This window comes from Streptomyces sp. NPDC007917, from assembly GCF_042959105.1.
Lineage (GTDB): Bacteria > Actinomycetota > Actinomycetes > Streptomycetales > Streptomycetaceae > Streptomyces.
Window position 1 is genome coordinate 20,867 of sequence record NZ_JBIBKK010000043.1, and the last position, 24,079, is coordinate 44,945.

Genomic DNA, 24,079 nt, shown 5'->3' on the forward strand with positions numbered 1-24,079 from the left:
CGGATACTGCGGAAACCAACGTGTTCACGGGAGCGAACCGCGTGGACACTGTCGCCGCCAGTGTCGTCCGCCGAGCGCGCCGAGGCAATCGAACTTGACAGCCGCCCCGGAGCCATGACACCAGGGCCGGCACCTCGTCCCCCCGCTTCAGCCCGTCAGTCCATGCGGCGCGGCGCGCCCAGCAGACCCGACTCGGCGTCGGTCGGCTGCGTCGCCACGTACAGCCGCGCATGGCGGGTGCACCAGAGGGTGACCCCGTCCGCCAGCGTGGACAGGGCGGACACATCGACGGCCGGCAGCCCCATGATGCGGCCGATCTGCGCCGCCTCGTCCGGGGACACCCGCTGGATGCCGACCAGGCCCGCGTTCTCCATCAACCGGGGGGCGACCGGGCTGAGATACGGCAGCAGGGTCAGCACGGACTGCCAGGGCGCGGCGGTCACCCGGCCCCGCGGCGGCCGCATCCCGGCGTCCCGGACGATCAGCACCGGGCTGCTGACCGAGGCGCCCTGCGGCGGCACCCGCCCCACATCATGCAGGGTGATGCACTGCTGGTTGTTGTTCGCGGCCTGGGCCAGCGACGTCCACATCTGCTGACGGCCGGTCTCCACGGTGACCCGGGCGCCCGTGGCGACCGCGCGCAGGCCGATCACCTGCGCCGTCCACAGGCCGCCGACCAGCAGGACATTGAACGGCGAGGGGCGGTGCAGCCCCAGCACCGCGGGCTGTCCCTGCCCGTCGGCGCCGATCACGATGCCGTCGTCACCGACGGGCAGCGCAAGCGACTCGAACTGCTCGGGCGGCACCTCATGGCGCTGCCGGCGCGGTCCGAGCAGCCCGAAGCCGGACCACTGCTTGCGCGGCGGCGCGGGCGCCGGCTCGGGCCCCTGCCCGGGGCCGGTGGCCGCGGGAAAGCCGGGGCCGGGGCCGGACCCGGGGCCGGGAACGCCGGAGCCGGGAAAGCCGGGGCCGGGGAATGCGGCCCCGTTCGGGGCGGTCGTGGGCGTGGCCATCAGCGGGTACCTCCCAGGGGCAGAGTGGCGAGGACACCGGGCACCTGCTCGCGGTCCAGCCGCACCAGCCCGATCCGCACCCCGCGCGCCGCACGCTCCAACTCCTTGCGGATGCTGACCAGCTCATCGGCGCTACGGCCGGTGATCCGCACATGGCCGCTGATGGTCGGCGCGTGCCGGCCGCCCAGCTTGCCACCCCGGCGCAGCGTGAGGCTGAGGGTCGTCGACAGCGCGGGCAGCGAGGTCAGCAGCGCGGCCAGCTGGGGCAGCGGCGCCGACACCGCGTCCAACTGCGGCCAGCGGCCGATCCAGTAGGCGGTGTGCCAGCGGTCGTCGCACCGCCAGGCCCGGGCGCTCTCCAGGGTGCGGCGGTTGAGCGTGTCCCGCCGCCCGGCCTGTGCGGTGGCCCGCTGGTTGGCGCTCGCAGCGGTCGCGACCGCGGCGGTCAGCGACTCCTCCGTCAGCACCGTCACCCCGAAACCGGCCCCCTGCAGCCTGCTCGACAGCTGGTCCGCCGCGCGCAGCAGACACCGCTGCGCGCCGCCGAGACCGCCGCCGCGGGCGGCCACGGCCTCCGGGCACAGCTCCGGGTCGAACTTCAGCGCCACCCACGTCATACGAACCGCGGGCGCGCCGGTCTGCGCCTGCAGCGGCGCGTAGTTGCGCAGGGCCAGCGACTGGGCCGGCAGATGGTACGCGGGCGCGGGCAGCGTGTGCTGGACGACCTGCACCGACTCCAGCAGGATCCCGTCGACCTCCATGGCGTCCCGCAGCAGGGCCAGCGGCAGCGGCCTGTGCGCGCGCTGCGGCCGCAGCGGCGCGTCCACCGCCTCCACCTGCAGCACCGCCGTCAGGAAGGTGCCGTCTCCGACCATGCCCACCGCGCGCCGGTCGCGGTCGATGAACGTCAGGGTCCGCAGGGCCGGTTCGCACTCCACGGCGATCGCGAAGCCGGGGTCCGTGCCCGCGTCGAGCGGCTTCGCCGCCAGCCGCTTGCGCCGCCGCAGCGAGCCGGCGGTGCTCAGCCACTCCGATATGGGCTGCTGACGGCGGCGTACGACGGCGAGCAGCACCAGCACCAGGCCCACCACCGCGGCGGGCACCAGCAACAGCTCGTCGATGACCCACGCGACCAGCACGACCGCCGCGGCCACCTCGATCAGCACGAGCTGCTGCAGCCGCACCGGCCCGAAGCTGCCCGACCGCGAGGCCGGTCTCGGCGTGACCGCTCCCGGGGCGGCTGGCGCCGCCGATGCGGGCGCGGGGGCGGGCGAAGACCCGGAGGACGCCCGCGAGCGAGATTCACCCGACCCTCTCCGGCCGGATCCGCTCCCCGCGGTACGTGCGCGCGTGGCGGCAGCCATCCCCGTCAGCCCCTTAAAGTCCGAAACACACCCGAAAGGCCCGGCGGACGTCCGTGGCCGGATCGTCCCCGAGCGACACGAGCCAATTCCTTCCCGGCATAGTAGAGGGTCGGTACGACACCCGGACCGAGGGCAGTGCCCGAAGGCCGAGGCCGAAAAGCGGGGAGATACGGCTAAAGATGGCATCACGGCGGGATGAGCTCAACGCCTACACATTCGCGAAGAAGCGGACAGTGGCCGCGTTCTTGCAACCCTCACCGAGCGGTACGGAGGAGGGCGCCCCGCGCCCGCTGCGCACGGTCCTCCCCGGGGTCGTCATAGGCGCGCTGATCCTCGCCGGATTCGGCGCCTGGGGCATGTTCAAGCCGGTCGCCCCCAAGGGATGGGACGAGGTGGGCGCCCACGTCATCGTCGGCTCCAACTCCACCACCCGCTATGTGATCCTCAAGACCGACGGCAAGGTGCAGCTGCACCCCGTCCTCAACTTCGCGTCCGCCAAGCTCCTGCTCACCGGCGACAAGTCCACCGTCGTCAAGGTGAAGGAGTCCGAGCTCGACGACGGCCACATCCCGCGCGGCCCGACGATCGGCATCCCGTACGCTCCCGACCGCCTGCCCAGCGCCGACGAGGCCGGCAAGCAGAAGGAGTGGGCCATCTGCGAACAGCCCGGCGGCAATGGGAAAACCACCCAAAAGGCGGTTTTCCTTTTCTCCGACCGGGACCCGAAGGGCAAGAAGCTGCGGAGCTCGCAGCGGCTGAGCGGCGCCCAGGCCCTCTATGTGCAGGGTCAGGACGACGCCCGCTATCTGGTCGACCCACAGGGCACCAAGTACCTGATCGGCGGCTCCAAGTGGAAGCAGCTGCCGTCGGAGAAGTACAACCTCCTCCTCCGCTCCATCTTCCGGGACGGCGCCAAGCCGCAGCGCGTCACCAAGGACTGGCTGGCGACCTTCCGTGACGGCGCGCCCATCTCCTTCCCCGAGGTCCCGGGCCAGATCGGCGCCGGCGCCGGAGTCGGCACCCTCCCGGACGAGGCCGACAAGGTCGGCATGGTCCTCGAAGCGAACACCGGCACCAGCACCCAGAACTACGTCGTCCTGCAGGGCAAGGTGCAGCGCATCTCGGAGTTCGTCGCCAAGCTCCTCCTCAACAGTGAGCAGCTCAGGGACCTCGGCCAGGCCGGCAGGGCGGAGCGGGTGAGCACCGCCTCCTTCAATCCGGAGGGGGACTTCTACGGCCAGTACGAGTGGCCGACGAAGATCCCGGAGCAGGCCAACTCCATCGAGCAGCAGGAGACCCAGGGCAGCGCCGAGCGGGACACCGTCTGCAGCATCATGAGCGGAATGACGTCCAAGCACACGCCCGAGCTGGCCACCTGGGCGGGCACCGACTTCCCCGCCACCATCCCCGACGGCGCCACCAGCGCGTATGTGACCCCGGGATCGGGCCTCCTGTACCGCCAGGTCACCGGCCGCCAGACCACGAGCGGCTCGGTCTTCCTGGTCACGGACACCGGGCTTCGCTATGTGGTCCAGTCCAATAACGACAGCGATACGGACAAGTCAAAGATCACTGATGGCAGTTCCGATCAGTCGGGAACCAATTCCGCACAGCAGGACGTCAATCAGGCTCAGATAAGGCTCGGTTACAAGGAGCTCATTCCGGTGCCCGTACCCGCCAACTGGTCGGAGTTCCTGCCGAGGGGACCGCGCCTGGACACCAACAGCGCCAAGCAGCCGCAGGGGTCGTAGCCCATGAGGAACACGAAGCAGGGCCCCGCCTCCCCGACGCGACGGCCCGTGAAGAAGGCACTCTTCCTGTCGACGGCAGCCACCCTCACGGCACTGTCGGCCGCCCAGGGCCCGCTGACGCCCGTCCAGCTCCGGGAGACCCTCTCCCTGGCGGGCGCGGGGGAGTGCACCTACCCCGCCAAGCAGATCAAGGGCACCCCCTGGTCGCTGCAGCGCGTCCTGCTCGACCAGCTGTGGCAGGACACCAAGGGCATCGACAAGAAGACAGGCCACCCCGTCCTCGTCGCCGTCATCGACACGGGCGTCGACAGCAAGAACCCGCAACTCACCGACGCGGTCGACACCAAGCTGGGCTTCGAGGTCCGTAAATCCGGCAAGAACAGCCTGGAAAAGGGCAAGAAGGGCGACGGGACGGACGACCTGGTCGGCCACGGCACCAAGGTCGCCGGCATCATCGCCGCCCGCCCCCACACCGGTACGGGCTTCGTCGGCCTCGCCCCGGCCGCCAAGATCATCCCGATCCGCCAGAACGACGAAAAGGGCTCCGGCACCACCGACACCATGGCCACCGCCATCGACAAGGCGGTCGACAAGGGCGCCCGAGTCATCAACATCTCCCAGGACACCGTCAAACCCCTGCTCCCCGACAACAACCTCGAAAGGGCGATCAACAACGCCCTGGAGAACGACGTCGTCGTGGTCGCCTCCGCAGGCAACGACGGCCTCGACGGCAAGGTCAAGAAGACCTACCCCGCCGCCTACAAGGGCGTCCTCGCCGTCGGCTCCTCCGACCGCAACAACGAACGCGCCCCCTTCTCCCAGGCCGGCAACTTCGTCGGCGTCGCGGCCCCCGGCGTCGACATGGTCTCCACTGTCCCCGGCGGCGGCCAGTGCGTCGACAACGGCACCAGCTTCTCCGCCCCCTACGTCGCCGGCGTCGCCGCCCTCATCCGGGCCAAGCACCCCGACTGGAAGCAGCACCAGGTCGTCGCCCAGATCGAGCAGACCGCCGAGCGCGCCGTCAACGGCCATGACCCCTACGTCGGCTGGGGCGTCGTGGACCCCGTCCGCGCCCTCACCGAAGACGACCACCCCATCGACCACGTCACCCTCGACAAAAGCCCCGCCCGCAACGTCGACGCCCCCACCCCCGCCCCCCTCACCCTCGGCGAAACCCCCCAGGAACGCCGCGAGCGCCTCGCGACCTACGCACTGGGCGGCGGAGCCCTCCTCGTCGCGATGATCACCGGCACGGCAGCCGTACTCCACGAACAGAAGCGACGCCGCCGACTTGCCGGTTGAGCGGGATGCCCGCAGCCGGCGGCGTCGTCTTCGCTGTCCGCGCCCGTAGGTAAGGTTGCTCCGTCGGCTTCCACGAGGGGGAATCGCCATCCATGGAACCGCGGCGCTCGGACGACCCCCGGCGGATCGGCCCATATGACGTCGTCGCCCGGTTCGATACCGACGGCGGCCGAGTGCCGGTCCCCGAGCGTCGCTTCATCGCACGGCTGCCCGGTGGGAACCGTACGGTCGTGATCAGCATGCCGCTGCCCGGCGTGGACGCGGAGCGCTTCGCCGCAGAGGCGGCGACCGCCCGGCAGGGGCTGCCCGGCCCCTGGATCGCCCCCGTGCTGGAAGTCGCCGGTACGGCCGGAGCGCCTTGGTACGCCTCGCCGTACCTCCCCGCGCTACCGCTGCCCGCCGCGGTCGCCGTGCATCAGGGCCCTCTTCCGGAGCGCACCGTGCGCGCGCTGGGCGCTGCTCTCGCGGAGACCCTCGCGGCCTTACACGCATCGGGCGTGACACATGGAGGCTTCTCACCTGCCACGGTGCTCCTCACCGCCGACGGCCCTCGCCTGACCTGCTTCGGCGCGGTACGGGCGGCGGCCCCGGACGGTGAGCAGCGATCGGGGCTGCCGGGGCTCGCCTCGGGCAGTCTGCCCCCGGAGCAGATCGCGGGTGGCCGGCCCCGCCCGCTGGGCGACATCTACGCCCTGGGCTCGGTGCTGGCGTACGCCGCGACGGGACACCTGGTCCCCGAGCGGCGCGAACTGCCGGAGGGGCTGCGCAGGACGATCGCGCTGTGTCTCACCCGGGACGCGGTGTCGAGGCCGCAAGCGGGCCAGCTGCTGGACGAGTTGCTGCCCGCGCAGGGGACCGCCGGGTCCGCCTCCGGTCCATACGCACCTCACGTGACCGCGTCACACGGGACCGTACTGGACGGCGGGGTGAGCCGGGCCTCCGCCGCTCTCGGGCCCGGCTGGCTGCCGGGGCGGCTCATCGCGGCACTCGCCCGCCAGTCCGCTGACCTGCTGGCGACGGAAACCGTGGCACCGAGCCCCTACGGGCCTGTCTCCGACAGCATGGTGAGCCAAGTCCCGGCCCCGCAGCAGTACTCGCCGCCGACGGCTCTCGGATCCGCGCCCCCACCCCCGCCCTCCCCTGGCTTTCCCGCCTCTCCTGCCTCATGACGCTCGCGCGACGCCCGCGCCCTCACCGTGGACCGACTCGATGGCCCTTCCCCTGACCCATGACGACCCCCAGCAGCTCGGGCCGTTCCAGCTCATAGCCCGGCTGGGCGGCGGCGGCATGGGCACCGTCTATCTGGGCCGCTCGCCGCGCGGGCGCACGGTCGCGCTGAAGACCATGCATGAGCGGATCGCCACGGAGGCGACGTTTCGCTCCCGGTTCCAGCTGGAGATCGACGCCGCCCGTGTCATGGGCGAGCGCTACGGCGCCGAGGTCGTCGACGCCGATCCCTTCGCCCCCGTCCCCTGGCTGGCCACCGAGTACGTGCTCGGCCCGCCCCTGGACGACACGGTGGCCCTCTGCGGCCCGCTCCCGGAGCGGTCGGTACGGGCCCTCGGCGCCGCCCTCTGCGCCGCGCTCGGGCAGTTGCACCGTTCGGACGTCGTGCACCGGGACCTCAAACCCTCCAACATCCTGATCACCGCCTTCGGGCCGAAGGTCATCGATTTCGGCATCGCGCGCGCCATCGGGGACCAGAGGCTCACCAGCGTGGGGGTGACCGCGGGAACCCCGGCCTTCATGTCACCGGAGCAGGCGATGGGCGGGGAGCACACCTCCGCGGGCGATGTGTTCGCACTCGCCGGAGTACTGATCTTCGCGGCCACCGGACACGGCCCTTTCGGCAGTGGCCAGCCCGCCGACCTGCTCTACCGCGTCCGCTTCGCGGAGCCTGACCTCGACCGGGTCCCCGCCGGCCTGCTGCCGCTCCTGACCCGCTGCCTCAGCAAGGACCCGGCTCAGCGCCCCAGCATGGTCCAGCTCGCCGGTCAGCTCAACCACGAGGGAGGGGAGTTCACGGACTACCTCCCTGAGACGGCCCTCGCAGAGATCGGCCGACGGGCCACAGAGGTATGGCAGATCCAGCCGACCCGGCTGCCCGCACCACCCGGATCCGTCGAGGAGTCGGCTCCCCGGCCCGGCATGTCCAGACGTAAGCTCCTGACCCTCGCCGGCGGCTCGGTCCTCGGCGCAGCCGCCACGGGCGTCGGGACGTGGACATGGCTGACCCGGCGGGGAGAGCACGATGACACCGCCGGCCCACGGCGGAGCTCCACCACCCGCCCAGCGAACGTCCCGTTACAGGCGGTGTGGTGGGCGAAGGTCAACAGGACGGATGAGACTTTCGTCCCGACGCCGGTCGGGGATCTGATCCTGGTGATGATCGGGCACGGCCTTGTGGGGCTGGACGCGAAGACCGGCGAAGAGCGCTGGACCCGCAAGTGGGAAACCTGGTCCGGCGCACAGATCGCCTGGCAAGTCGTCTCGGATGGCGAGCGAGCCTATGCCTTCATACCCGAAACCTCCACCGCGAAAGGGCTGGCCGTTCACTCCGTCGACCTCGAGAACGGTAAGCCGAAGCCGCTGATAGGACCGTTCCGGGACTTCTTCGGATCTCGCACGGAGCAGGCGCAACCGCTGACCGCCGCTGACGGAGTGATCTATCTGGTAGCCCAAAGATGGAAGGCGGGCCCGGTGGATAACGGAAAGGGCTGGCATGTGATGGCCGCCGATCTCCGGAGCGGCAAGGAGCTTTGGCGCCAGCCGATCACGGGAGCCTATTTCCCGGCCACCTCCAGGGACGGCATTGTCGCCAGGGCCGTCGGCAACTGTCTGGCCGTCACCCGACGAATCGGCGTACTCGACATCGTGGACGGGCTCGGCGCCCGGGACACCCGCACGGGCCGGATGCTCTGGTCCCGGGACCTGCCCAGGGAGCGTTTGGACTCCGATTCCTTCCTCGACCCGGGCCAACTCGTGGCTGACGACGATCGTGTCTACTTCGGGACCGGACAGCTCTACGCGTTCCGGCTCTCCGATGGAGACAACGCTTGGGCGTTCGGCGAAGGCCGGGACAAGGGCGACATCAAGAAGGGCACGCGTCCGTACGGCAGACCTGCGGTGAAGGACGGTGTGGTGTATGTGGCCGAGGGGACCCGCGGACTCGTCGCCGTGGAGGCAGACAGTGGCAAGCTGCTGTGGGAGGCGAGTCTGAGCGGCGTGCCCAATCTCCTGGTCACGCCCGTCATTGGCAGGAAATACGCCTACGTCGCCGTCGACGGCAACGCGAAGATCAGCGCTGTCGACCTGCGTACACACAAAGTCGCATGGACCCTCCGCATCCCCGGCAATTTCGATGGTGCGTTCGTGGCCCACGATCGTGCCAGAACTCTCGTGCTGATGAGCGGCGACTTCGTGTACGCCATCCCTTTCGAGTGACCCAACTCGCCCACGGCATCCGAAAACCACGCACCGTACAACTCCACAGGGAGACATTCACCCCATGAACCCTCTCGGTCCCGGCGACCCCCTCCGTCTCGGTCCGTACCGCCTCGTAGCCGTACTCGGCGACGGCGGTATGGGCAGGGTCTATCTCGGGCGGGACGCCACCGGCCGGGCCGCGGCGGTCAAAGTGCTCCGCCAGGAGCTGGCGTATGACCAGAACATGGCTCAGCGTTTCGTCCGGGAGGCGCAGGTCGCGCAGGCCGTCACCAGTATCGGTGTCGCGCGCGTACTCGGAGCGTGGTACGAGGGAGCCTGGCCATGGATGGCCACTGAGTTCCTGGCGGGACCGACGCTGGACCAGCACATCGAAGAGTACGGGCCCTTCGACGACCTGGGGGTCCGGGAACTGGGTGCCGCACTCGCCCGTGCGCTCCAGGACATTCACGCCGCAGGACTGGTCCACCGTGACCTCAAACCGTCCAACATCGTGATGACGTCCTCAGGCCCCCGCATCATCGACTTCGGCATCGCGCGCCCCGAGCACGGCCTCACCCTCACCCTCACCGGCCAGATCCCGGTCACGCCCGGTTACGGCGCACCAGAGCAAGTGCTGGGGCAGCGTGTCGGCCCGCCTGCCGATGTCTTCTCTTTGGGAGCGGTGCTGGCGTACGCGGCGAGTGGAGAGCGTGCGTACGACGGCGGACACGTGGCGACGGTGCAGTACGAAGTGGTCCACGGAGAGCCCAACCTGTCCGAGGTACCGGAGCCGATACGCTCGCTCGTCGCTCCTTGCTTCGCCAAGGATCCCGCGTACCGCCCTCTTCCCGAGCAGATCGCCGCGGTCTTCGCCCCGCCGCCCGGCACCAGGCCCGGAACCAGACGAATCTGGCAGCTGGGAGAGTTGGCCGCCGACATCAAGCTGCGCGAGACAGCAGCGAAGCAGTTGATCAGCCTTCCGGAAGCGCGTACTCCCTCCGTTCCCTCCCGGCGCCGTCTCATCACCGCGCTCGCGGCTGGTGGCACCGTACTGGCGGCGGGCGGCGGAGGAGTCGCCTGGTGGTTGCTCTTCAAGGACGACGGGCCAGGGGAAGCTCGCAAGCCCAGTGAAGAGGAGAGCACAGCGTCACCGAAACCGTGGGACGCGAAGCGTCTGACGGCTTCACAGTACGAGGACGGCACCGCGCCGCCGTCACTCTGGGGACCGCAGGACGGTCCCTCACCGGTTGTTATCCAGCCCCTGCCTGTTCGCGATCTCGTCTTGGTCCATGAGGGAGGAAGCAGCACGCTGGGCGCCTACAACGTCATCGACGGGACACGCAAATGGGGCACTGACGTGGGCTCGTACGCCCACTATGTCGCACCCTCCGACGAACTTGTTGTGACCGTTTGCCCTATGACCGCCGGCCGTACGGGAAGGCTTCTTGCCCTCGACAGTGCTACGGGCAAGGAGCGGTGGTCGGCTCCCGCCAACGCCGTCCACGTCATCGCCGCGGACGCCGAGAGTGTCTATTGCACGGCTGCAAGCGACTCGATAAGGCGAAATATTAATCTTCTACGTGCCTTCGACATCGACTCACGCACCACCCGCTGGACCGTTCCGATGCCTGTGAAGTGCTCATCCACCACCCCGCCCAAGGCAGCGACGGGCAGCGGACGCCTGATTCTCTGCGGCGAAAACGGCAAGGTGGTCACACTCGACACTCGCACAGGGAAGGAGGTCTGGACGCTGCCGCGGCAGGCAGTAGCCATCGAACCCATCGCTCCCGCTATCTCCAAAGGGATCGCCTATTTGGGCGGGAAAACCCTGACGGCCCGTAAGCTCCGGAGCGGAGAAGAGATATGGTCTGTGCCCGCGAAAAGCGAGTTCAGGAAGACTTACGGAGGCTGGGGCGCGCCAACGCTCGACGGTGATGCGCTGTACGCTCTGGACGGCGATGAGATCAGCCGTCGAGACAGAAGACACGGGAATGCTGACTGGACATACTCCCTCCGCGCTGTCCTCCAGCAGCTCGATCCTCCTGTAGTCCAGGGAAAGACCGTTTGGGTGAACGTCCATGACCTCGATTCGGGTGGCATCCCGGTCCTGCACAAGGACACAGGCAAACCGGTGTGGACCTATGCTCGGGACGGCGGCGGCGACTGGGGAATGGCGGGTTCGGGCAACCGCGTGTTCCTGGTGCACGCCGGTAAATTGACGGCCATGCCGGTGCTCTGACATCACAGTTCAACGAGGGGTCTCTCGGTTCTGTGAAGGTTGTGGTGCCGTGATGACCCCATGCTGTGCTTGGTGAACGCAAGGCGAACATTGAGCGTCTTGCGGAGCCGCTGCACATGCGTTGAGAAGGGATCGGGCCCCGGACGCGCGTGCGGACGGCGTCTCCAACCGGGCGGTGCTCGAGCTGCGCTGATCCATGAAGGATGTGCCATTGTCCACATCGACCCGCGACGCGGCCGTCGGCCCCAGCGGCGCCAGTCCTGGCCGATGGCCGGTCGCCGTAGGTCTCCCCAGTCCCCCGGGCCGCGGACACGACACCATTCTGCGCTCGCATCCACGGCCCGGTCGTCATCCACAACCGGTTCGTCGGACGCCCCACGCCCTCCTCCGTGGCCGACCTCGGCTGCGGAGCACCGAACCCGCCTTTCGCTGCCGACCCGAAGTGCAAAAGTAGTGAACTCGTCAACTATTTACCCGCGTTGAACACCCCTCGCCGCAGCGTCACAAGGCCGCCAACCATCTAAGCGAAGATCGACAAGACTCACGAAGCGATACCGGAAAGGTCCACTGATGCGCCTAGGCCCGCCGATAGGGTGCGTTCGTCAGTAATCATCCGGTTGATGCTGCGGCGGGCCGCCTCCGTCAAGAGGGGAAGCGCATGTCTACCAGTGAGAACGTCAGGGGCGGTCGGGCGCCGCGCTCGCCGTAGTGAGAGAGCGGGCCGATGATTGACGGGGCTGTGGCTGCCCGGGGTCTGCTGAGTAGCGATCTGTTACAGAGTCGTCGATCTACCTTGACGATACGATAGTTGGGCCACGCAGGCGGGATCGCTAGAGTGGTTCAGGACATCGTTGGTGTCATACGGGGAGGATGCGGTGGCGAAACCAGTCGACCCAGGCGGTTCGGTTCCACAGTCGGACTTGTTCGGCAAGGGCATGGCCAAGGAAGCGGAGACCTTGGCGAAGTTCAAGAGCCGGATTGACAAGGTTTTGTCCGATCTTGAGAAGTCGCCTGCGTCCAAGACGAAACTTGATGAGCAAACTATCTCTCGGGCCGCCTACGGCGACAGTACCCTGACGTCTGCCGACAAATTGTCGGAGCTGTACGACCAGGTTCACGAGAAGATCAAAATCTATTCCAAGACTTTCGGCGACCAGCTTGAGGCAATGGGTCTCACGGCATTGATCGCCGAAAAGGGATACGACGGTGTTGACGCAGAGCAACGGCGTCGCATGCAGGAGATCCAGTCCGAGGCGCAGAAGTACTACCGTGCCCCGAATACTGGTCACTCGGGGGCGCCGGGCAGCTCGTCGAACGATGGTAAATCTGTCGGCCCGGACGCAAGCTGAGGGGGTAGGCGCAGATGGCTGAGGAAAGCTCCAGCAAGTACGAGGGAATGAGTCACTTTCGACTCTACGAAATAGTGAAGGGCGCCGATCCGGTCAAGCTGGGTGATGCCAGTTCCGCATTGATGGCCGCGTGGACCGATTTGACTGGCATCGCGGACGAGATGCGTGCACACGCTGAGAACGTCAAGTGGAAAGGCGAGGGAGCCGACGCCTTCCGTGATTGGGTCGAAGAGCTGTCCAAGCAGACTCTGAACTTGGCCAATTACACGTGGGGGGTCGGTAACAACATAGGCGTCGCTGCGCTGGGACTGGCCGACGTCAAATCGGCCATTCCGAAGCCCGACTCTGAGGGCGCAAAGCTGGTCCCTATGTGTTACGTGGACGAGGACAAGGAGAAAGCTCGGCTGAAGAACGAGCCCGAGCGGCAAGAAGCCATCAAGCAGATCGTGAAGCTGGACTCGTACTACGAGACGGCGCACTCGTACATGAAAGATGTGCTTCAGGAGCCCAACTTCCCTGTTCTCCCGAAGGAGTTGGTCCAGGGAGGTGGCAGAGAGGGCGGCGAGACCCCCCTTGGGGGTTCGCCGTCGGTAGCGACGGCGTCGGCTGGTTCAAGCGCTGCCTACGCTACTCCCCTGTCTGCGGCTGACCGTACCGTCGGAGGCCCGAAGGCCGCGCCTGTGCAACCGGCTGACGTGAGCCCCCACACGCCAGTGAGGCCCCACACGCCTGTGATCCCGAACGGGGGCAGCGTGATCCCCGGAGGGGGCGTCCCGGATCCGACCAACACGGCTATCGACTCCGTCAAGACCCCGCCGGCGCCGGACACAATCAACAGGCCCGGCACTCTCCCTCCTGTGCCGGACGTTCCCAACGTCCCAACGAACGGCCCCACGATGCCCCCGGTCACTGGTCCCCCGGGGCCGAGGCCGGTCATCCCCACTGCTCCGCATGTTGGCCGAACCGCACCGATCCCCGGGCCTGGGCAGCTGGGCAAACTGCCCCCGACCGCACCGAGCACACCGCGGACGTCGAGTTTGCCCCCGCGTATTCCGACGAACGATGGCATCGTCGGAGGAAAGCGCAGCCTCGGGCCGACCAACGCTCCGCGGATTCCGCGTGGCATGGTGGTCGGCGAGGAGCCGCACGCCCCGATGGCACGTGGCCCCGTCGGACCGGGCGGTCACTTCCTTCACGGCCCCACCCCCGCCGGCACCAACAGCCCCGGACGACGGCTTGGGTCGGAGCCGGGAGGCATGGTTGACCGCCCGAAGGGAACGAACCCGGCTCCGCGGAGTTTGCCGCGCGGCATGGTCGTGGGGGAGGAGCGCGGCGTTCTGCCTCGCGGACCTCTGGGCACGGGAGTTCACCCGGTCGACGGTGCGCACGCTCCTGGCGGCACCGGCTCGGGCCGACGGCTGACGTCGGAGCCCGGTGGTGTCACAGGAGGTCCGCGTGTCCCGCGTGAGGGGCGCTCCGAGTTCACTCAGGGAGGATCGGGGCTCGTGCGCGGTAACCACGGCCCCGCCGTGGCACCGCACTCCACAGCCCTTCCGCACGGTGGTAACCAGCGCAACGCGGGGGCCAGGCCGGACTATCTCGAAGAAGACAAGGACACTTGGACCGGTGGTCGGCGTAACACCGTTCCGCCTGTCATCGAATAGCCTGCAGAAAAGCTGCTCACGCGAGGAGTAACCACTACATGCTGCCTTCATCCCTTGGAGTACGGCGTCGGGCCTTGTTGGCTCTACTCGGTGCTGTGCTCGTTTCCGCGGGTGCTATAGCTCCGCCCGCGGAGGCGCAGGATGTCCGCTCGCGGCAGTGGTATCTCACCGCAATGAAAGCGGACAAGATGTGGAAGGTGAGCCAGGGCGAAGGGGTGACTGTCGCCGTCATCGACTCAGGGGTCGACTCCTCACTGCCGGAACTGCGCGGCCAGGTGCTGCGAGGCGCAGACGCATCAAACACACCGAAGAACCCCCGTCAGGACACGGATGGCCATGGCACTAATATGGCCGCCCTCATCGCTGGCACAGGCACTGGCGGGGGTATTCGCGGGCTTGCCCCGAAGGCTAAGATCCTTCCCATAAGGAACGTCGTGGATGGGAGGAGCGATTCTGCCGACGGGGTCATGGAAAGGGCTATTAGATATGCTGCCGACCATGATGCGCGGGTCATCAACATCTCATGGGGGGCGAAGGCGCTTGCTCAGCAGTTTCCCCTCACTCAAGCCGCTGTCAAGTATGCGCTCAAAAGGGGAAGTCTGCTCTTTGCTTCTTCAGGGAACAGCGGAGACTCGGACAATCTGGTTGAGCAACCGGCCGGGCTTACCGGAGTCGTTGGTGTAGGTGCGATTGACAGCTCCGGTAACGTGGCCAAGTGGTCCACTGCCGGTGACCAAGTCGGCTTGGTTGCACCGGGTGTTGATATGACCACCTACTGCACCAAGTCAAAGGGACTCTGTAATTCCTGGGGCACGAGCCAGGCCACCGCCATCGCTTCTGCTTCGGCAGCTCTCATCTGGGCCAAGCACCCCAAGTGGACCAACAACCAAGTCCTCCGTGTCATGATGCAGACCGCCGCGAAGCCCACGACCGGCGACATCCCCAGCATCTACGTCGGCTACGGCTCCATCCGCCCCCGCAAGGTCCTCCTGGACGGCGAGGGAGACCCCGGCCCCGCCAGCGTCAACCCCCTGCTTGCCCGCGAGGGCGCGACGAAGCCAGACCCCTCCGCATCGGCCTCTGCCTCCGAGTCTCCAAGTGAAGACCCAAAGTCGACACCCACGGCCACGGACGACAAAAAAGGCGACAAGAAAACCGTCGCGGAGCCCAAGAAAAACGACGACAATAGCAGTACTCTCTGGATCGCCATTGGCGCAGGTATTGCCGTCCTCCTGGCGGCTGCCATCGCCATCGCGCTCGTCCGTCGCCGCGGCAGTGCATCGGCCGGCCTATGACAGGTCGTCACTGCCGCGTAGCGGACTGGGTACTCAGCCAAGACACCCCCAGGGAGCTGGGGTGCTGCCGAGCACTGAGCTCTCGTTCAACAAATGAAATAACCGTGAACGTTGAGCGAGGTGTTGCGGACGCTTACTACAATGTGTAGGACACCTGTAAGCAGTACGATGAATCCCAAGGGATTCGCGCACAGCGGTGAGTTGAGGAGCGAAACCCCATGTCAACTCACCAACACTTCATGGGGGAAGGTGGAAAATGAGCAAGCAGCGGGTTAGCGATTCCGCGTTCCAGACATTCACGAATGAGCTGGACCAGTCCATCCAGGGCTTCGCCACTAACATGAAGCTCATGGCGGACATTCTCGCCACGGTGGACTCGGGCTGGCGGGGTAGCGGCGCCGGCGCCTTCAAGAAGGCGCAGATGGACCTGGAGCAGGACCACGACGCCGTCCGCCGTCTGGTCGACGGTATTCGCGAGGCCGTCGCCCTGACCCACCGTGCCAGTGGCGCGAACGACGACGACATCGCCAGTCAGCTGAAGGGCATCGACGTCAACGGCTCCGCCGCGGGCGGACACATCACCCCGGGCAGCGGCGTGGGCGGCCTCGGCGCCGGCACCGATGCCCCGATCGCTTCGTACTCGAAGGTCGACGGCTTCTGAGCCTGACCATGCTGAAAGGGGTGCCTGGTCGCATCGTGGCACCCCGCGACGCCTGACAACACACAGAACTATCGAGTTGGGGGACAAGTGTCCACACCGTCAGACGAATTGCTCGCCGATTACGAGTCGATTCAGCAGCTCGCCACTCAGCTCCGCACGGCGGCCGGCCACGTCCGCAAGGAGATGGCGGACATCCAGGCGGCCGTGAAGAAGGTCACCGAGGGCTGGGAGGGTGAGGCCCACCAGGCCATGCTCGCGGCCGAGAAGCAGTTCCAGGCCCGGGCCGACCACATCCAGGGTCTCGTGACGAAGGTCGCGGCTCTGGTCGAGTCGGGCAAGGACGCGTACCACGCCACGGACGTGAAGGCTTCGAAGCTGTTCAGCCTGAGCTACTGAGCGATTCGCCTCCGCGATGGGGTGGGCAGCGGTTACACCGCCGCCCACCCCATCGGTGTTCTCACGGAGTCCGCACAGGCACTGAACGGCGACCGGTTCTTGCGTCACATGCAAAAGCCGCCGGGGAGGCAGAAGCCCCCACCGGCGGCCGACGGACTGACGCAGACAGCTGAGCCCCGGCGAGCCGCACGGTCTCCCGGCCGAACGGCTCATTGACTCATCGGCTCATCAGTCGAGATAAATAAGGGCTTCCGTCCGCGCGCTGTCGTAACGCTCTTGTCCGGAACCGACGAGGTGCCTCGACAGCCCGGTGTCCTTGCCGTAGCCGTTCTCCTGTGCCCACCCCGCGACCATATGATTCACCTGCTTCTGGCCGGTGGTGAAGTGATACTCGGTCTCCTGGGCGGCCGCGGCATTCGCCTGGGCGATCTGGTCCTCTTTCCAGTCGTAGAAGCCCGCGTAAAGAATGCGATAGGCGGCATCTGTGATGAACCCCGTCGGCTGACCTTTGAGCGCGCTGGCGCCGGCCTGCATGCCTCCGGTGATGACGAATTCCGCCGTCTGGAAGTGGTTCGCCCACGAGATGGCGTCGTTCTTCTTGTCGCGGGCGATGTCGGAGCTGATGCCGTCGTAGAAACCGAAAACGTGCGACGCTCCTTCGATGGCCGCTGCACGGTTGTCGGGTTCTTTGAAGTCCGTCCCGGCCAGCGTCCCCGCGGAGTAGTACCGCTCGGCGTCGTACATCTCGCCGAATGCCTTACCGTCCTCAGCCACACCACGCATGATGCGGGTAAGGCTCTCCTTGGGAACGGACATGTGGGCATCCTTGCCACCCGTGCCGTCGCTCCACACGCCGTCCTTGTCCATGTACGGACCCGTACCGCTCAGGATCTCGTGGGTTTCGGGCGTGTAGTCGACGAGCATGCTGCCCAAGTTTTTGCGCAGTTCGTCGGGTATATGGGAACCATTTCGGCCGTCGTCGAGAATCTTGATGGTGTCGTGCATCACCCGGGACTCAGCCTCGGTGTGGTAGCCGAGGGTGTGATCAGAGCCCGGGACATTCCCGGTGGCGGCCGCCTCCAGTGCCCGACCGAACCCGGAGCGAACGTCCGCGTCGGAGGCGTCGGCGCTCCCAACCTCGATGTTGCCGCGCCAGATTGTGGTGTTCTTCAGGTCCCAGTCGCGGTCCCGCAGCAGGTATTTGAGCCGGTCGTTTCCGCCGTCCGCCTTCGGGTCGAGATACTGGGTGGCCGTCCCGGGGTCACGGCTCATGAGGTCGAGGGCGCCGTCGACGGGGTCGTTGGCGAACCAGCCGTCGTCCTTGCCACTGAACTCGCCGTAGAGGTCCCAGATGTTCTTGTCCTTCCGCTCCGCCGCGATCATGTCGTCGGTGAGGTCGGAGAGGAACCGCGAGGAGTACCCCTTGCCCTGCTTCATGAGGGTGACCAGGCTCTGGTAGCCGCGGGCCCCCTGGCCGTGCCCTTTGCTCAAATCAATCTTGTCGTGCACAACGTCGACGTCGTACTGCTCGACACCCGCCTTTTTGAGGCCCTCCCGCCACTTCTTGTAGAAGGGATCGGAGGGAGACTTGGTAGCGGTGGCGAGGGTGGTGGCCAAGCCTTTCTCAAGGGCACGGAAGTTCTCCTTGTCGTCGCCCTTGGCGCGGTCGAAGAACTTGTTGGTCAGCTCGATGGTGCCCTTGGGGCCGATGCCGTCCAGGAACGTCTGACTGAACACCTTGTTGTTCTCGTTGTCCCGGAACAGCCGCTGGAACTCGGCCATCTCCTTGTTGCTGAGCTTGTCGCCGGAGTTGAGCCGGGTCGCGAGGTCTTCGGCTTCCTTGGCCTCGACCTTCTCGATGTCACCTTCCGCCTTGTCGTTGAACCCGTTGACCGCACCGTCGATGAGGTTGGGATCCTCCACGGCCGCCTTGAGGGCGACCTTTACGCCCTGGTCGGCGTCGTCGACCGCCCTGACCGCCGCTTCGATGTGCCGGGTCCATGACTGCTCGATGGTGTGCAGATCCGGGTCGTGCCGCGCGGCATTGGCGTCGGCGGCGCTCGCCTTCGAGTAGTCGTAGCTCGCGATGCCGGCGTCCGAGACCCGCATACCGGCCTTCACGGCGTCCGCGACCGCGGACTTCACCTTCCCGCGCAAATCGACGAACTGGGTGTGCGCGTCCCTCAGGATCGAGGCGATGGCGCGGGCTTCCTTTGGCGCCGCGGTGAACTGCTCGTCGGTCACCTGCATGTTGGGCCGGGCGACCATCAGTGACACACCAGTCCAGGTCCCGTCGAGCCCGACCGATTTGACCTTGCTGTCGTAAATCTTTTGGACTGCCTCGAACTGTTTGGCGGCCTCGTCCCACTTGGTGGCGGCCGTCTCGAGGAGGGACAGGTCGATGGTCATGACCTGGTGGTACGTGAGCACGAGCCCCCCTAGCGGTAGTAGTCCGAGATGCGAGACGAGAACGGAGTGTTGTCCGGGTACTGGGCAGACGGAACGGCTGTGGTGAGCTCCGACCCGACGTGGAAGTCATTGGTCACGAAATACTTGTTGGTGCCGCTCAGCGCAGCCTTCTCCTGCGAGAGCCGGGCCTGAAGTGCCTTGACCGAGGTGTGCCAGCCCTTGAGGGCATCGGTGAGCCCACTCCCGGTGGCCCAGTCCTTGAACTCCTTCTCGGCCTTCTCGGTCGATTCGTCGACGCACTCGCCGGCCTTCTTCGTGTCCGGCTCGACGTGGGTTTCCAAAGCATTGACGGCGCTCTTCTTCCTGGATGCGCTCGACTTCAGGCTGAGCGTTCCAGGGAGGCTCGGACCAGGGGGGTCAGTCTGGTTGAGCTGCATGTGGGTGGACTTCCGCCCCGCCGCAGCGTCAGTGCGGAGCTTGGACCACTCGTCCTCAAAGGTCATGATTCCCCCATGGCTAGGCATCAAGTGGCGCGTCGCATACGGCGATTAGCCTTCCGAAGTTAGCACGCTGGTGCCTTGTTATTCACCCCTTTCCGGGCACACTGGTCGAACGATCGGTCGGTTTGTGCGTTTCGGCCCTTGAGCGGACGACTTCTCCTTGCGGAGAATGACGCACCGACTACGCCACGTGTCGGAGGCTCGAACCAGTGATGTCCGGAAGGGAAACTTACGGGGTTAGACGCGCGTGCGTGTCTTCGGGTTCCACGGCGGGCGTCATTCACAGGCTATGAAGTGACTGTGGCCCAAGCCGTGGTAGCCCGACACCTTAAGTGATCTCGTCGGCGCCTTGGGTTAGCGGGATGTTAAGTTGAGGATGGCTCTCGTTCCGAGCCATCGGATGAGGTACGGGCCGCGATGGCGGCGACGAACTCGCAATCCGCCTTGGAATCCAGAGCTTTCGCCATGTTGTTGCTGCCGTTGCTGTGCGAGGTCCCGGCCACTGACGGGTATTCAGTTTGAGAGGTGGACGGGTAGGGGCTTCTATACCCACCGCCTCTGGCGTGGGATTCGGGAAATTGATGAGCACGAACAATCAGTAGAGCCCTGGGGTGGACCTGACTCGAAGGTCAGACCGCATCGGGGTGCGGGGGCTGCTCAGGGGTGCCGCCCCCGCGCATCCAGCCGGGGTCCGTATACCCGCCGCCGACGAGGGCCGGCTGGGAGGCCCCTCCTGAGCTATGACCGTGTCTGGCGTACGCGCGACATACAGAGCTGCGTCACGGCGTCACGGGCAGCGAGCCCTGTGTTGAGCGGCCTCCAGGTCGAACCGTCGGGGCGAGCTCAGCGTCAACGCTTTGCATCAGCACCGGGCTTCGGGTGCCCGGAGGTGCTCCCGCATTGTGCCCGCGACTCCGCACCCCGGTGTCCGCGACCTTGAGTGCCCAGTCTCTCCCCCTCGTCGTGGGCGCCTGCCGCCCCAGCCCCGCGAACAGCGCATGCGGTTCTGTAGGTGTGAACAGTCCACAGACTGACTCTCCGCGGTTCTTGTGACTCGGAGGGCCGACTCTTCGGACATTAGCCCATTTTTGCCGTGCTGACAGCCAGGTTCGAGACGGCGAAGAAACGGCGGGTGTGTGGTGTCACTGGCAACGGAGTTTTTGCTGTGCGAAGGGCACAAACTTCTTCATCAAGGAGGTGAGGATCTTGCGGTGGTCAACGGGATTCCCGGGGGATCCCCAAATGTCGATCTCTAAAATGATGTACTTTTCCGAGTTTGGATGCCAGCGATCCTCGGGTAGGTTGGCCGGGCGATTGCAGGTGAAATATGAGGCTGCGCCAACGTCGGACAACACACCCTCCCGGCCGGCCTGGATCTTGGAATCATAAGGCTCTCTCCTCAGCTCCCAGCTCGCGTAACTGGGAAGCCTGTTCGCGGTCGCAAGAAACCCTGTGTTGCCGTCGATATACACGATGCAACTGGTGTCAATTTTTCCGCTATACAAATCGAGAGGGCGCTTCGTGTCTATGCTCAGCCGGGACCCTGGTTTCAAGAGTGTTCTTACCTCGTCTCCCGGAAATGCGCCCCAGCAGATTCGATGAGGGAGTTTTGGTGCCGCCTTCTCGGAGCCGCCATGGGGGCACGCTGTGAGGATCGCGGAAGCTACCAGGGCGCTAGTGCAGCGGGTGAGTGCGAGTCGTCTACGGTTCCTCATCTGCCCTTCAATCTGGATGAATAAATGTCGAGTTCCGATATGGATTGGGGTGCCCCACTACTTATGCTCGCCAGGCGCCATCCCTGTGTTCCCGACGGCATATGCTGATCCCGCCTTGGTGCTAGCTGTCCCCGCGAGTGCGTTGATGAAATCCTGGGGCAACCCGCTGTCTTTGCAAGCCGCTAGCACTGCCCGCTCTGCGGCTTTTTTAGTGGCTGTCTCGGATTGTGTGTAGGTCCTGACCGCCTCTTCGTGCGCTTCGTCGAACGTATCCTTTTCGGCGCGTTCGATGGCCGCATCAATTGTGTCTTCCTTGAACCACTGGATGAGGTCGCCGCCCACGGGGATCATCTCGACATATTTCGATCCCGCCATGTCCCATATTCTATTGCTCCACTTGGCGTTATCGGCGACCGCCTTGTTGAAATCATCATTCTCGGCGGCATGCCTTTCATAGATGGCCTCAGTGCGCGCCTCGGCCATGATTCCGGCGATTTCTGACCCCGAGTGCACCGCATTTCCAATCGTCTCTGGTAGGACGTTCCTGCCCCTCTCCTGGATGATGTCGTGGACGAGCGACGTGGTGAAGGCTTGTTGCGACTGGGTGATTGCGCCGTAAGCTTGGGGGTCCTGGGCCACCGCTCCCAGAAAGAGCTTGAGGTCAGCTTTGTCGAATTCTGCCGGATACCCGAACGGCTTGATCAGTTTCTCGCCGTTCTCCATAGCCATCTGCACGTCAGCCATGTAACCAGCCATGATGTTTCCGAAGTTCTTCGAGAGGGCACCAAGCGGGCCGGGCTCGCCCGGCTCTTCTCCTGATACGAGCTCGGGGCTGTGGCCGATCTTCTCCACGATTCTCTCTGCCACATTGGACATCGCCTCGGTGTGGCGCATGAGGGGTGCGTCGTCGTCTCCGGGAACCCTGCCCGTGCTGGCAGCCTCCAGCGCGTTGCCCGCCGCGCGCACCGCGGGCCTCGGTTCGCCCCCAGTGCTCTGGTCGCTGGGGTCCAGACTCTCGGAGCGGTCGAGGATGTAATCCACCATGCTCATGGGACGTTTGTCGACGCCATTGACCTTGCCGTCGTAGTTGGAGTCGTAGTCCGTGACGGGCTTGTCGTCCTTGGTGACGATTCCATCGCCATTGGTGTCTGTGCGCACCGGCTCGTTGAAGAACCGGGTCGAGGCATCCGGGCTGTGGCTGAATGCCTCCATGAGGCCGGTGATCGGGTCGAAGCCCTTGCCGCCCTTCTTGTCGAAGTTCAGCGCCATGTTCATGTTGGACGGCGCATTCCGGGTCCAGACACCCGGGTCTTTTCGGTCCATGGCTACCATGTCGCGCCCCACGGCCGTGAGGAGGTCGGAATCTCTGAAGTCGCCGTGCCGCACGATCGAGCTCAGCGCCTGGTAGCCGTAGATCTTCTTGTCGTAGCCGGCGATGTCTGACACGTCGATTTCTTTGCGCCCGGCGCGCACCATGCCGTCGATCCATGTGGGGCCGAGGTGCCCTTTGGTGTCCCTGTCCGTCGCGACGCCGAGCATCGTGCCCATGTCGGTCTGGATGGTGTGGACGAGGTCAAGGCGTGTCTTCTCGTGCATCGCGGTGGAGTCCAGCGAGACGTGGGCGTAGAACGCCAGAGCCTTCTCCTGCCCCAGCGTCTTGTAGAAAGTGACATCGAAATCGGGGTCTTGTGCATGCTCATGGAGGAGGGTCTTCAGTGCCTTGAGGTCATCGGGATTCCTTGCCACACGCTCCTTGGTGAGTTTCTCGGCGAGGTTCGCGGCCTCCTTGGCGTCGGCGACCGCATCCTGCTTCTTGATCTTCTTTGCCGAGTCGAGAGAGTCGTATTTCGTGGTGCTGAAGTTGTAGGGATCGCCGCTGAGAGTCTTCAGTGCCCATGCGGCTTCGGTGTCGACCGACGCGGCCTTGGTGAGCACGGCCTCGATCTTCGCGACCATGGCGTCGATCTTCGCCTGGGACCCCTTGGGCGGCTCGGCGCTGTCGCCGGAGTCGGTGGGCTTGACGTCGACCACGCCCTGGGAGCTGATGGTGAGGCCCTGAGTCCCGGCCTCGTGGACTAAGCCCTTGAGGTCATCTCTGGCGATCTTGAGCGCATCATGAGCGTCGCGCAGGATGTTGCGGAAGCTCGTGGCCTCGGTGACGGCGTCGTGAAATTCCTTGGCCGTCTTCTCGATGAAGGGCTTGGTCACACCGGCGTTCTTGCCTGCCCAGTCGGCACCCTTGGCCTTGGCCAGCATTCCCTCGTCGGCGTCTTGCGCGAGCGTCTTGAGCTTCTTGATCGTCTCTGACCAGTCGGCGACCGACTCACCGAGGGACTTCAGCTTGAGGTGATAGAGATCCTCGAACGATGGCACTGAAGCTCCTCAGTGGAAGTACTTGTTGATTTTGGACAGGGTCAGCCGTTCGCCGTTGATGTCGCGCATCGTGTAGGCGAGGTCCGCGTCGTCCTTGACGTGTGACTTGGCGGAGAAATCCAGGTGATTGGAGATGTGGGCGCAGGCTTCCTGCAAGGTGCCGAGCTTTGTCTGCCACGCTTTGTCGGCTTCGCTGAGCGCCGCCCCTGTCTCAAGGTGGCCTTCGGTGAGGTCGGTGGACGCCCGGAGCGTGGTCATCTGGGCCCATCCACCGTCCGACATGACCCTGTCGTACAGCAGGAACGCGTCGTGGCCGATCCTGCCGAGTTCGTCGCTCTTCACGCTCAGGTCCGGCTGCCTCGGCCCACTGCCGTTTGGGGTGCCCCGCCCGCCGCTTCCGTCATCGACGTGATTGAGCCTCATCTGGGCTCGTTGCCCCTGCTCCGCCTGCGCGCGGAGTTCACTCCACTCTTCTTCGAACGACACGCTTCTCTCCCCTGATGCGCGTTTCTGACCCGGTGTCACAAGTCACGCACAGCTTATGGGAGTTGACCGTACGTGTGGGGGAGTTTGGGGGGAGCGTGTCGCCGAGCAGAAAGACCTCTGCCCCGGGCCGAGCGGC

The 24,079-nt window shown here is 65.9% G+C and carries 16 protein-coding genes; 9 read left to right on the forward strand and 7 right to left on the reverse strand.

The features are described 5' to 3' along the window. Positions 1-155: 155 nt before the first annotated feature. The gene (locus ACFZDL_RS44900) at positions 156-1,013 is read right to left on the reverse strand and encodes a hypothetical protein (RefSeq protein WP_353596442.1); all 858 of its coding nucleotides are present in this window, start codon (positions 1,011-1,013) and stop codon (positions 156-158) included. Further along, positions 1,013-2,377 (reverse strand): type VII secretion protein EccE, encoded by a 1,365-nt coding sequence (eccE, locus tag ACFZDL_RS44905; protein ID WP_391194327.1) that lies wholly within the window; start codon positions 2,375-2,377, stop codon positions 1,013-1,015. The genes ACFZDL_RS44900 and eccE overlap by 1 nt, the downstream gene beginning before the upstream one ends. Positions 2,378-2,556: 179 nt before the next feature. Here eccE and eccB point away from each other — a divergent pair, with 179 nt between their 5' ends. From eccB to ACFZDL_RS44950, 9 genes are all read left to right on the forward strand, one after another. Continuing rightward, on the forward strand, positions 2,557-4,128 hold the full coding sequence (gene eccB / locus ACFZDL_RS44910) for a type VII secretion protein EccB (protein WP_353596444.1): 1,572 nt from the start codon (positions 2,557-2,559) through the stop codon (positions 4,126-4,128). Positions 4,129-4,131: 3 nt separating this feature from the next. Beyond that, a complete protein-coding gene (gene mycP / locus ACFZDL_RS44915) occupies positions 4,132-5,430 on the forward strand; it encodes a type VII secretion-associated serine protease mycosin (protein WP_353596445.1) in 1,299 nt (432 codons plus the stop codon). A gap of 92 nt (positions 5,431-5,522) precedes the next feature. Continuing rightward, the gene (locus ACFZDL_RS44920; RefSeq protein WP_353596446.1) at positions 5,523-6,599 is read left to right on the forward strand and encodes a serine/threonine protein kinase; all 1,077 of its coding nucleotides are present in this window, start codon (positions 5,523-5,525) and stop codon (positions 6,597-6,599) included. Between the two features lie 40 nt (positions 6,600-6,639). Further along, the gene (locus ACFZDL_RS44925) at positions 6,640-8,874 is read left to right on the forward strand and encodes a PQQ-binding-like beta-propeller repeat protein (RefSeq protein ID WP_353596447.1); all 2,235 of its coding nucleotides are present in this window, start codon (positions 6,640-6,642) and stop codon (positions 8,872-8,874) included. A 64-nt stretch (positions 8,875-8,938) separates the two neighbouring features. Beyond that, the gene (locus tag ACFZDL_RS44930; protein ID WP_353596448.1) at positions 8,939-11,095 is read left to right on the forward strand and encodes a PQQ-binding-like beta-propeller repeat protein; all 2,157 of its coding nucleotides are present in this window, start codon (positions 8,939-8,941) and stop codon (positions 11,093-11,095) included. Between the two features lie 875 nt (positions 11,096-11,970). Then, positions 11,971-12,444 carry a hypothetical protein gene (locus tag ACFZDL_RS44935; RefSeq protein WP_353596449.1) on the forward strand — a complete coding sequence of 158 codons (474 nt, stop codon included), beginning with the start codon at positions 11,971-11,973 and terminating at the stop codon, positions 12,442-12,444. A 1,837-nt stretch (positions 12,445-14,281) separates the two neighbouring features. Further along, entirely contained in the window at positions 14,282-15,403 is a 1,122-nt protein-coding gene (locus tag ACFZDL_RS44940) for a S8 family serine peptidase (protein ID WP_353596450.1), read from the forward strand. Positions 15,404-15,659: 256 nt separating this feature from the next. Then, on the forward strand, positions 15,660-16,064 hold the full coding sequence (locus ACFZDL_RS44945) for a hypothetical protein (protein WP_353596451.1): 405 nt from the start codon (positions 15,660-15,662) through the stop codon (positions 16,062-16,064). An 87-nt stretch (positions 16,065-16,151) separates the two neighbouring features. Further along, entirely contained in the window at positions 16,152-16,460 is a 309-nt protein-coding gene (locus ACFZDL_RS44950; RefSeq protein ID WP_353596452.1) for a WXG100 family type VII secretion target, read from the forward strand. Between the two features lie 228 nt (positions 16,461-16,688). Here the strand turns inward: ACFZDL_RS44950 and ACFZDL_RS44955 are convergent, their stop codons facing one another. The 5 genes from ACFZDL_RS44955 to ACFZDL_RS44975 all read right to left on the reverse strand — a co-directional run bounded on the left by ACFZDL_RS44955 (position 16,689) and on the right by ACFZDL_RS44975 (position 23,943). After that, a complete protein-coding gene (locus ACFZDL_RS44955) occupies positions 16,689-18,869 on the reverse strand; it encodes a DUF6571 family protein (RefSeq protein ID WP_353596453.1) in 2,181 nt (726 codons plus the stop codon). 29 nt (positions 18,870-18,898) lie between these two features. Further along, on the reverse strand, positions 18,899-19,372 hold the full coding sequence (locus ACFZDL_RS44960) for a hypothetical protein (protein ID WP_353596454.1): 474 nt from the start codon (positions 19,370-19,372) through the stop codon (positions 18,899-18,901). Between the two features lie 1,139 nt (positions 19,373-20,511). Further along, on the reverse strand, positions 20,512-20,841 hold the full coding sequence (locus tag ACFZDL_RS44965) for a hypothetical protein (RefSeq protein WP_353596455.1): 330 nt from the start codon (positions 20,839-20,841) through the stop codon (positions 20,512-20,514). Positions 20,842-21,141: 300 nt separating this feature from the next. Continuing rightward, on the reverse strand, positions 21,142-23,457 hold the full coding sequence (locus ACFZDL_RS44970; RefSeq protein ID WP_353596456.1) for a hypothetical protein: 2,316 nt from the start codon (positions 23,455-23,457) through the stop codon (positions 21,142-21,144). 9 nt (positions 23,458-23,466) lie between these two features. Then, positions 23,467-23,943, reverse strand: coding sequence for a hypothetical protein (locus ACFZDL_RS44975; RefSeq protein ID WP_353596457.1), 477 nt, complete (start codon positions 23,941-23,943; stop codon positions 23,467-23,469). Positions 23,944-24,079: the final 136 nt, after the last annotated feature.

Excerpts from the sequence above, each read along its gene's own strand:
- ACFZDL_RS44900 (WP_353596442.1), bottom strand. The coding sequence starts at position 1,013 with ATGGCCACGCCCACGACCGCCCCGAACGGGGCCGCATTCCCCGGCCCC.
- eccE (WP_391194327.1), bottom strand. The coding sequence starts at position 2,377 with ATGGCTGCCGCCACGCGCGCACGTACCGCGGGGAGCGGATCCGGCCGG.
- eccB (WP_353596444.1), top strand. The coding sequence starts at position 2,557 with ATGGCATCACGGCGGGATGAGCTCAACGCCTACACATTCGCGAAGAAG.
- mycP (WP_353596445.1), top strand. The coding sequence starts at position 4,132 with ATGAGGAACACGAAGCAGGGCCCCGCCTCCCCGACGCGACGGCCCGTG.
- ACFZDL_RS44920 (WP_353596446.1), top strand. The coding sequence starts at position 5,523 with ATGGAACCGCGGCGCTCGGACGACCCCCGGCGGATCGGCCCATATGAC.
- ACFZDL_RS44925 (WP_353596447.1), top strand. The coding sequence starts at position 6,640 with ATGGCCCTTCCCCTGACCCATGACGACCCCCAGCAGCTCGGGCCGTTC.
- ACFZDL_RS44930 (WP_353596448.1), top strand. The coding sequence starts at position 8,939 with ATGAACCCTCTCGGTCCCGGCGACCCCCTCCGTCTCGGTCCGTACCGC.
- ACFZDL_RS44940 (WP_353596450.1), top strand. The coding sequence starts at position 14,282 with ATGAAAGCGGACAAGATGTGGAAGGTGAGCCAGGGCGAAGGGGTGACT.
- ACFZDL_RS44945 (WP_353596451.1), top strand. The coding sequence starts at position 15,660 with ATGAGCAAGCAGCGGGTTAGCGATTCCGCGTTCCAGACATTCACGAAT.
- ACFZDL_RS44955 (WP_353596453.1), bottom strand. The coding sequence starts at position 18,869 with ATGACCATCGACCTGTCCCTCCTCGAGACGGCCGCCACCAAGTGGGAC.
- ACFZDL_RS44960 (WP_353596454.1), bottom strand. The coding sequence starts at position 19,372 with ATGACCTTTGAGGACGAGTGGTCCAAGCTCCGCACTGACGCTGCGGCG.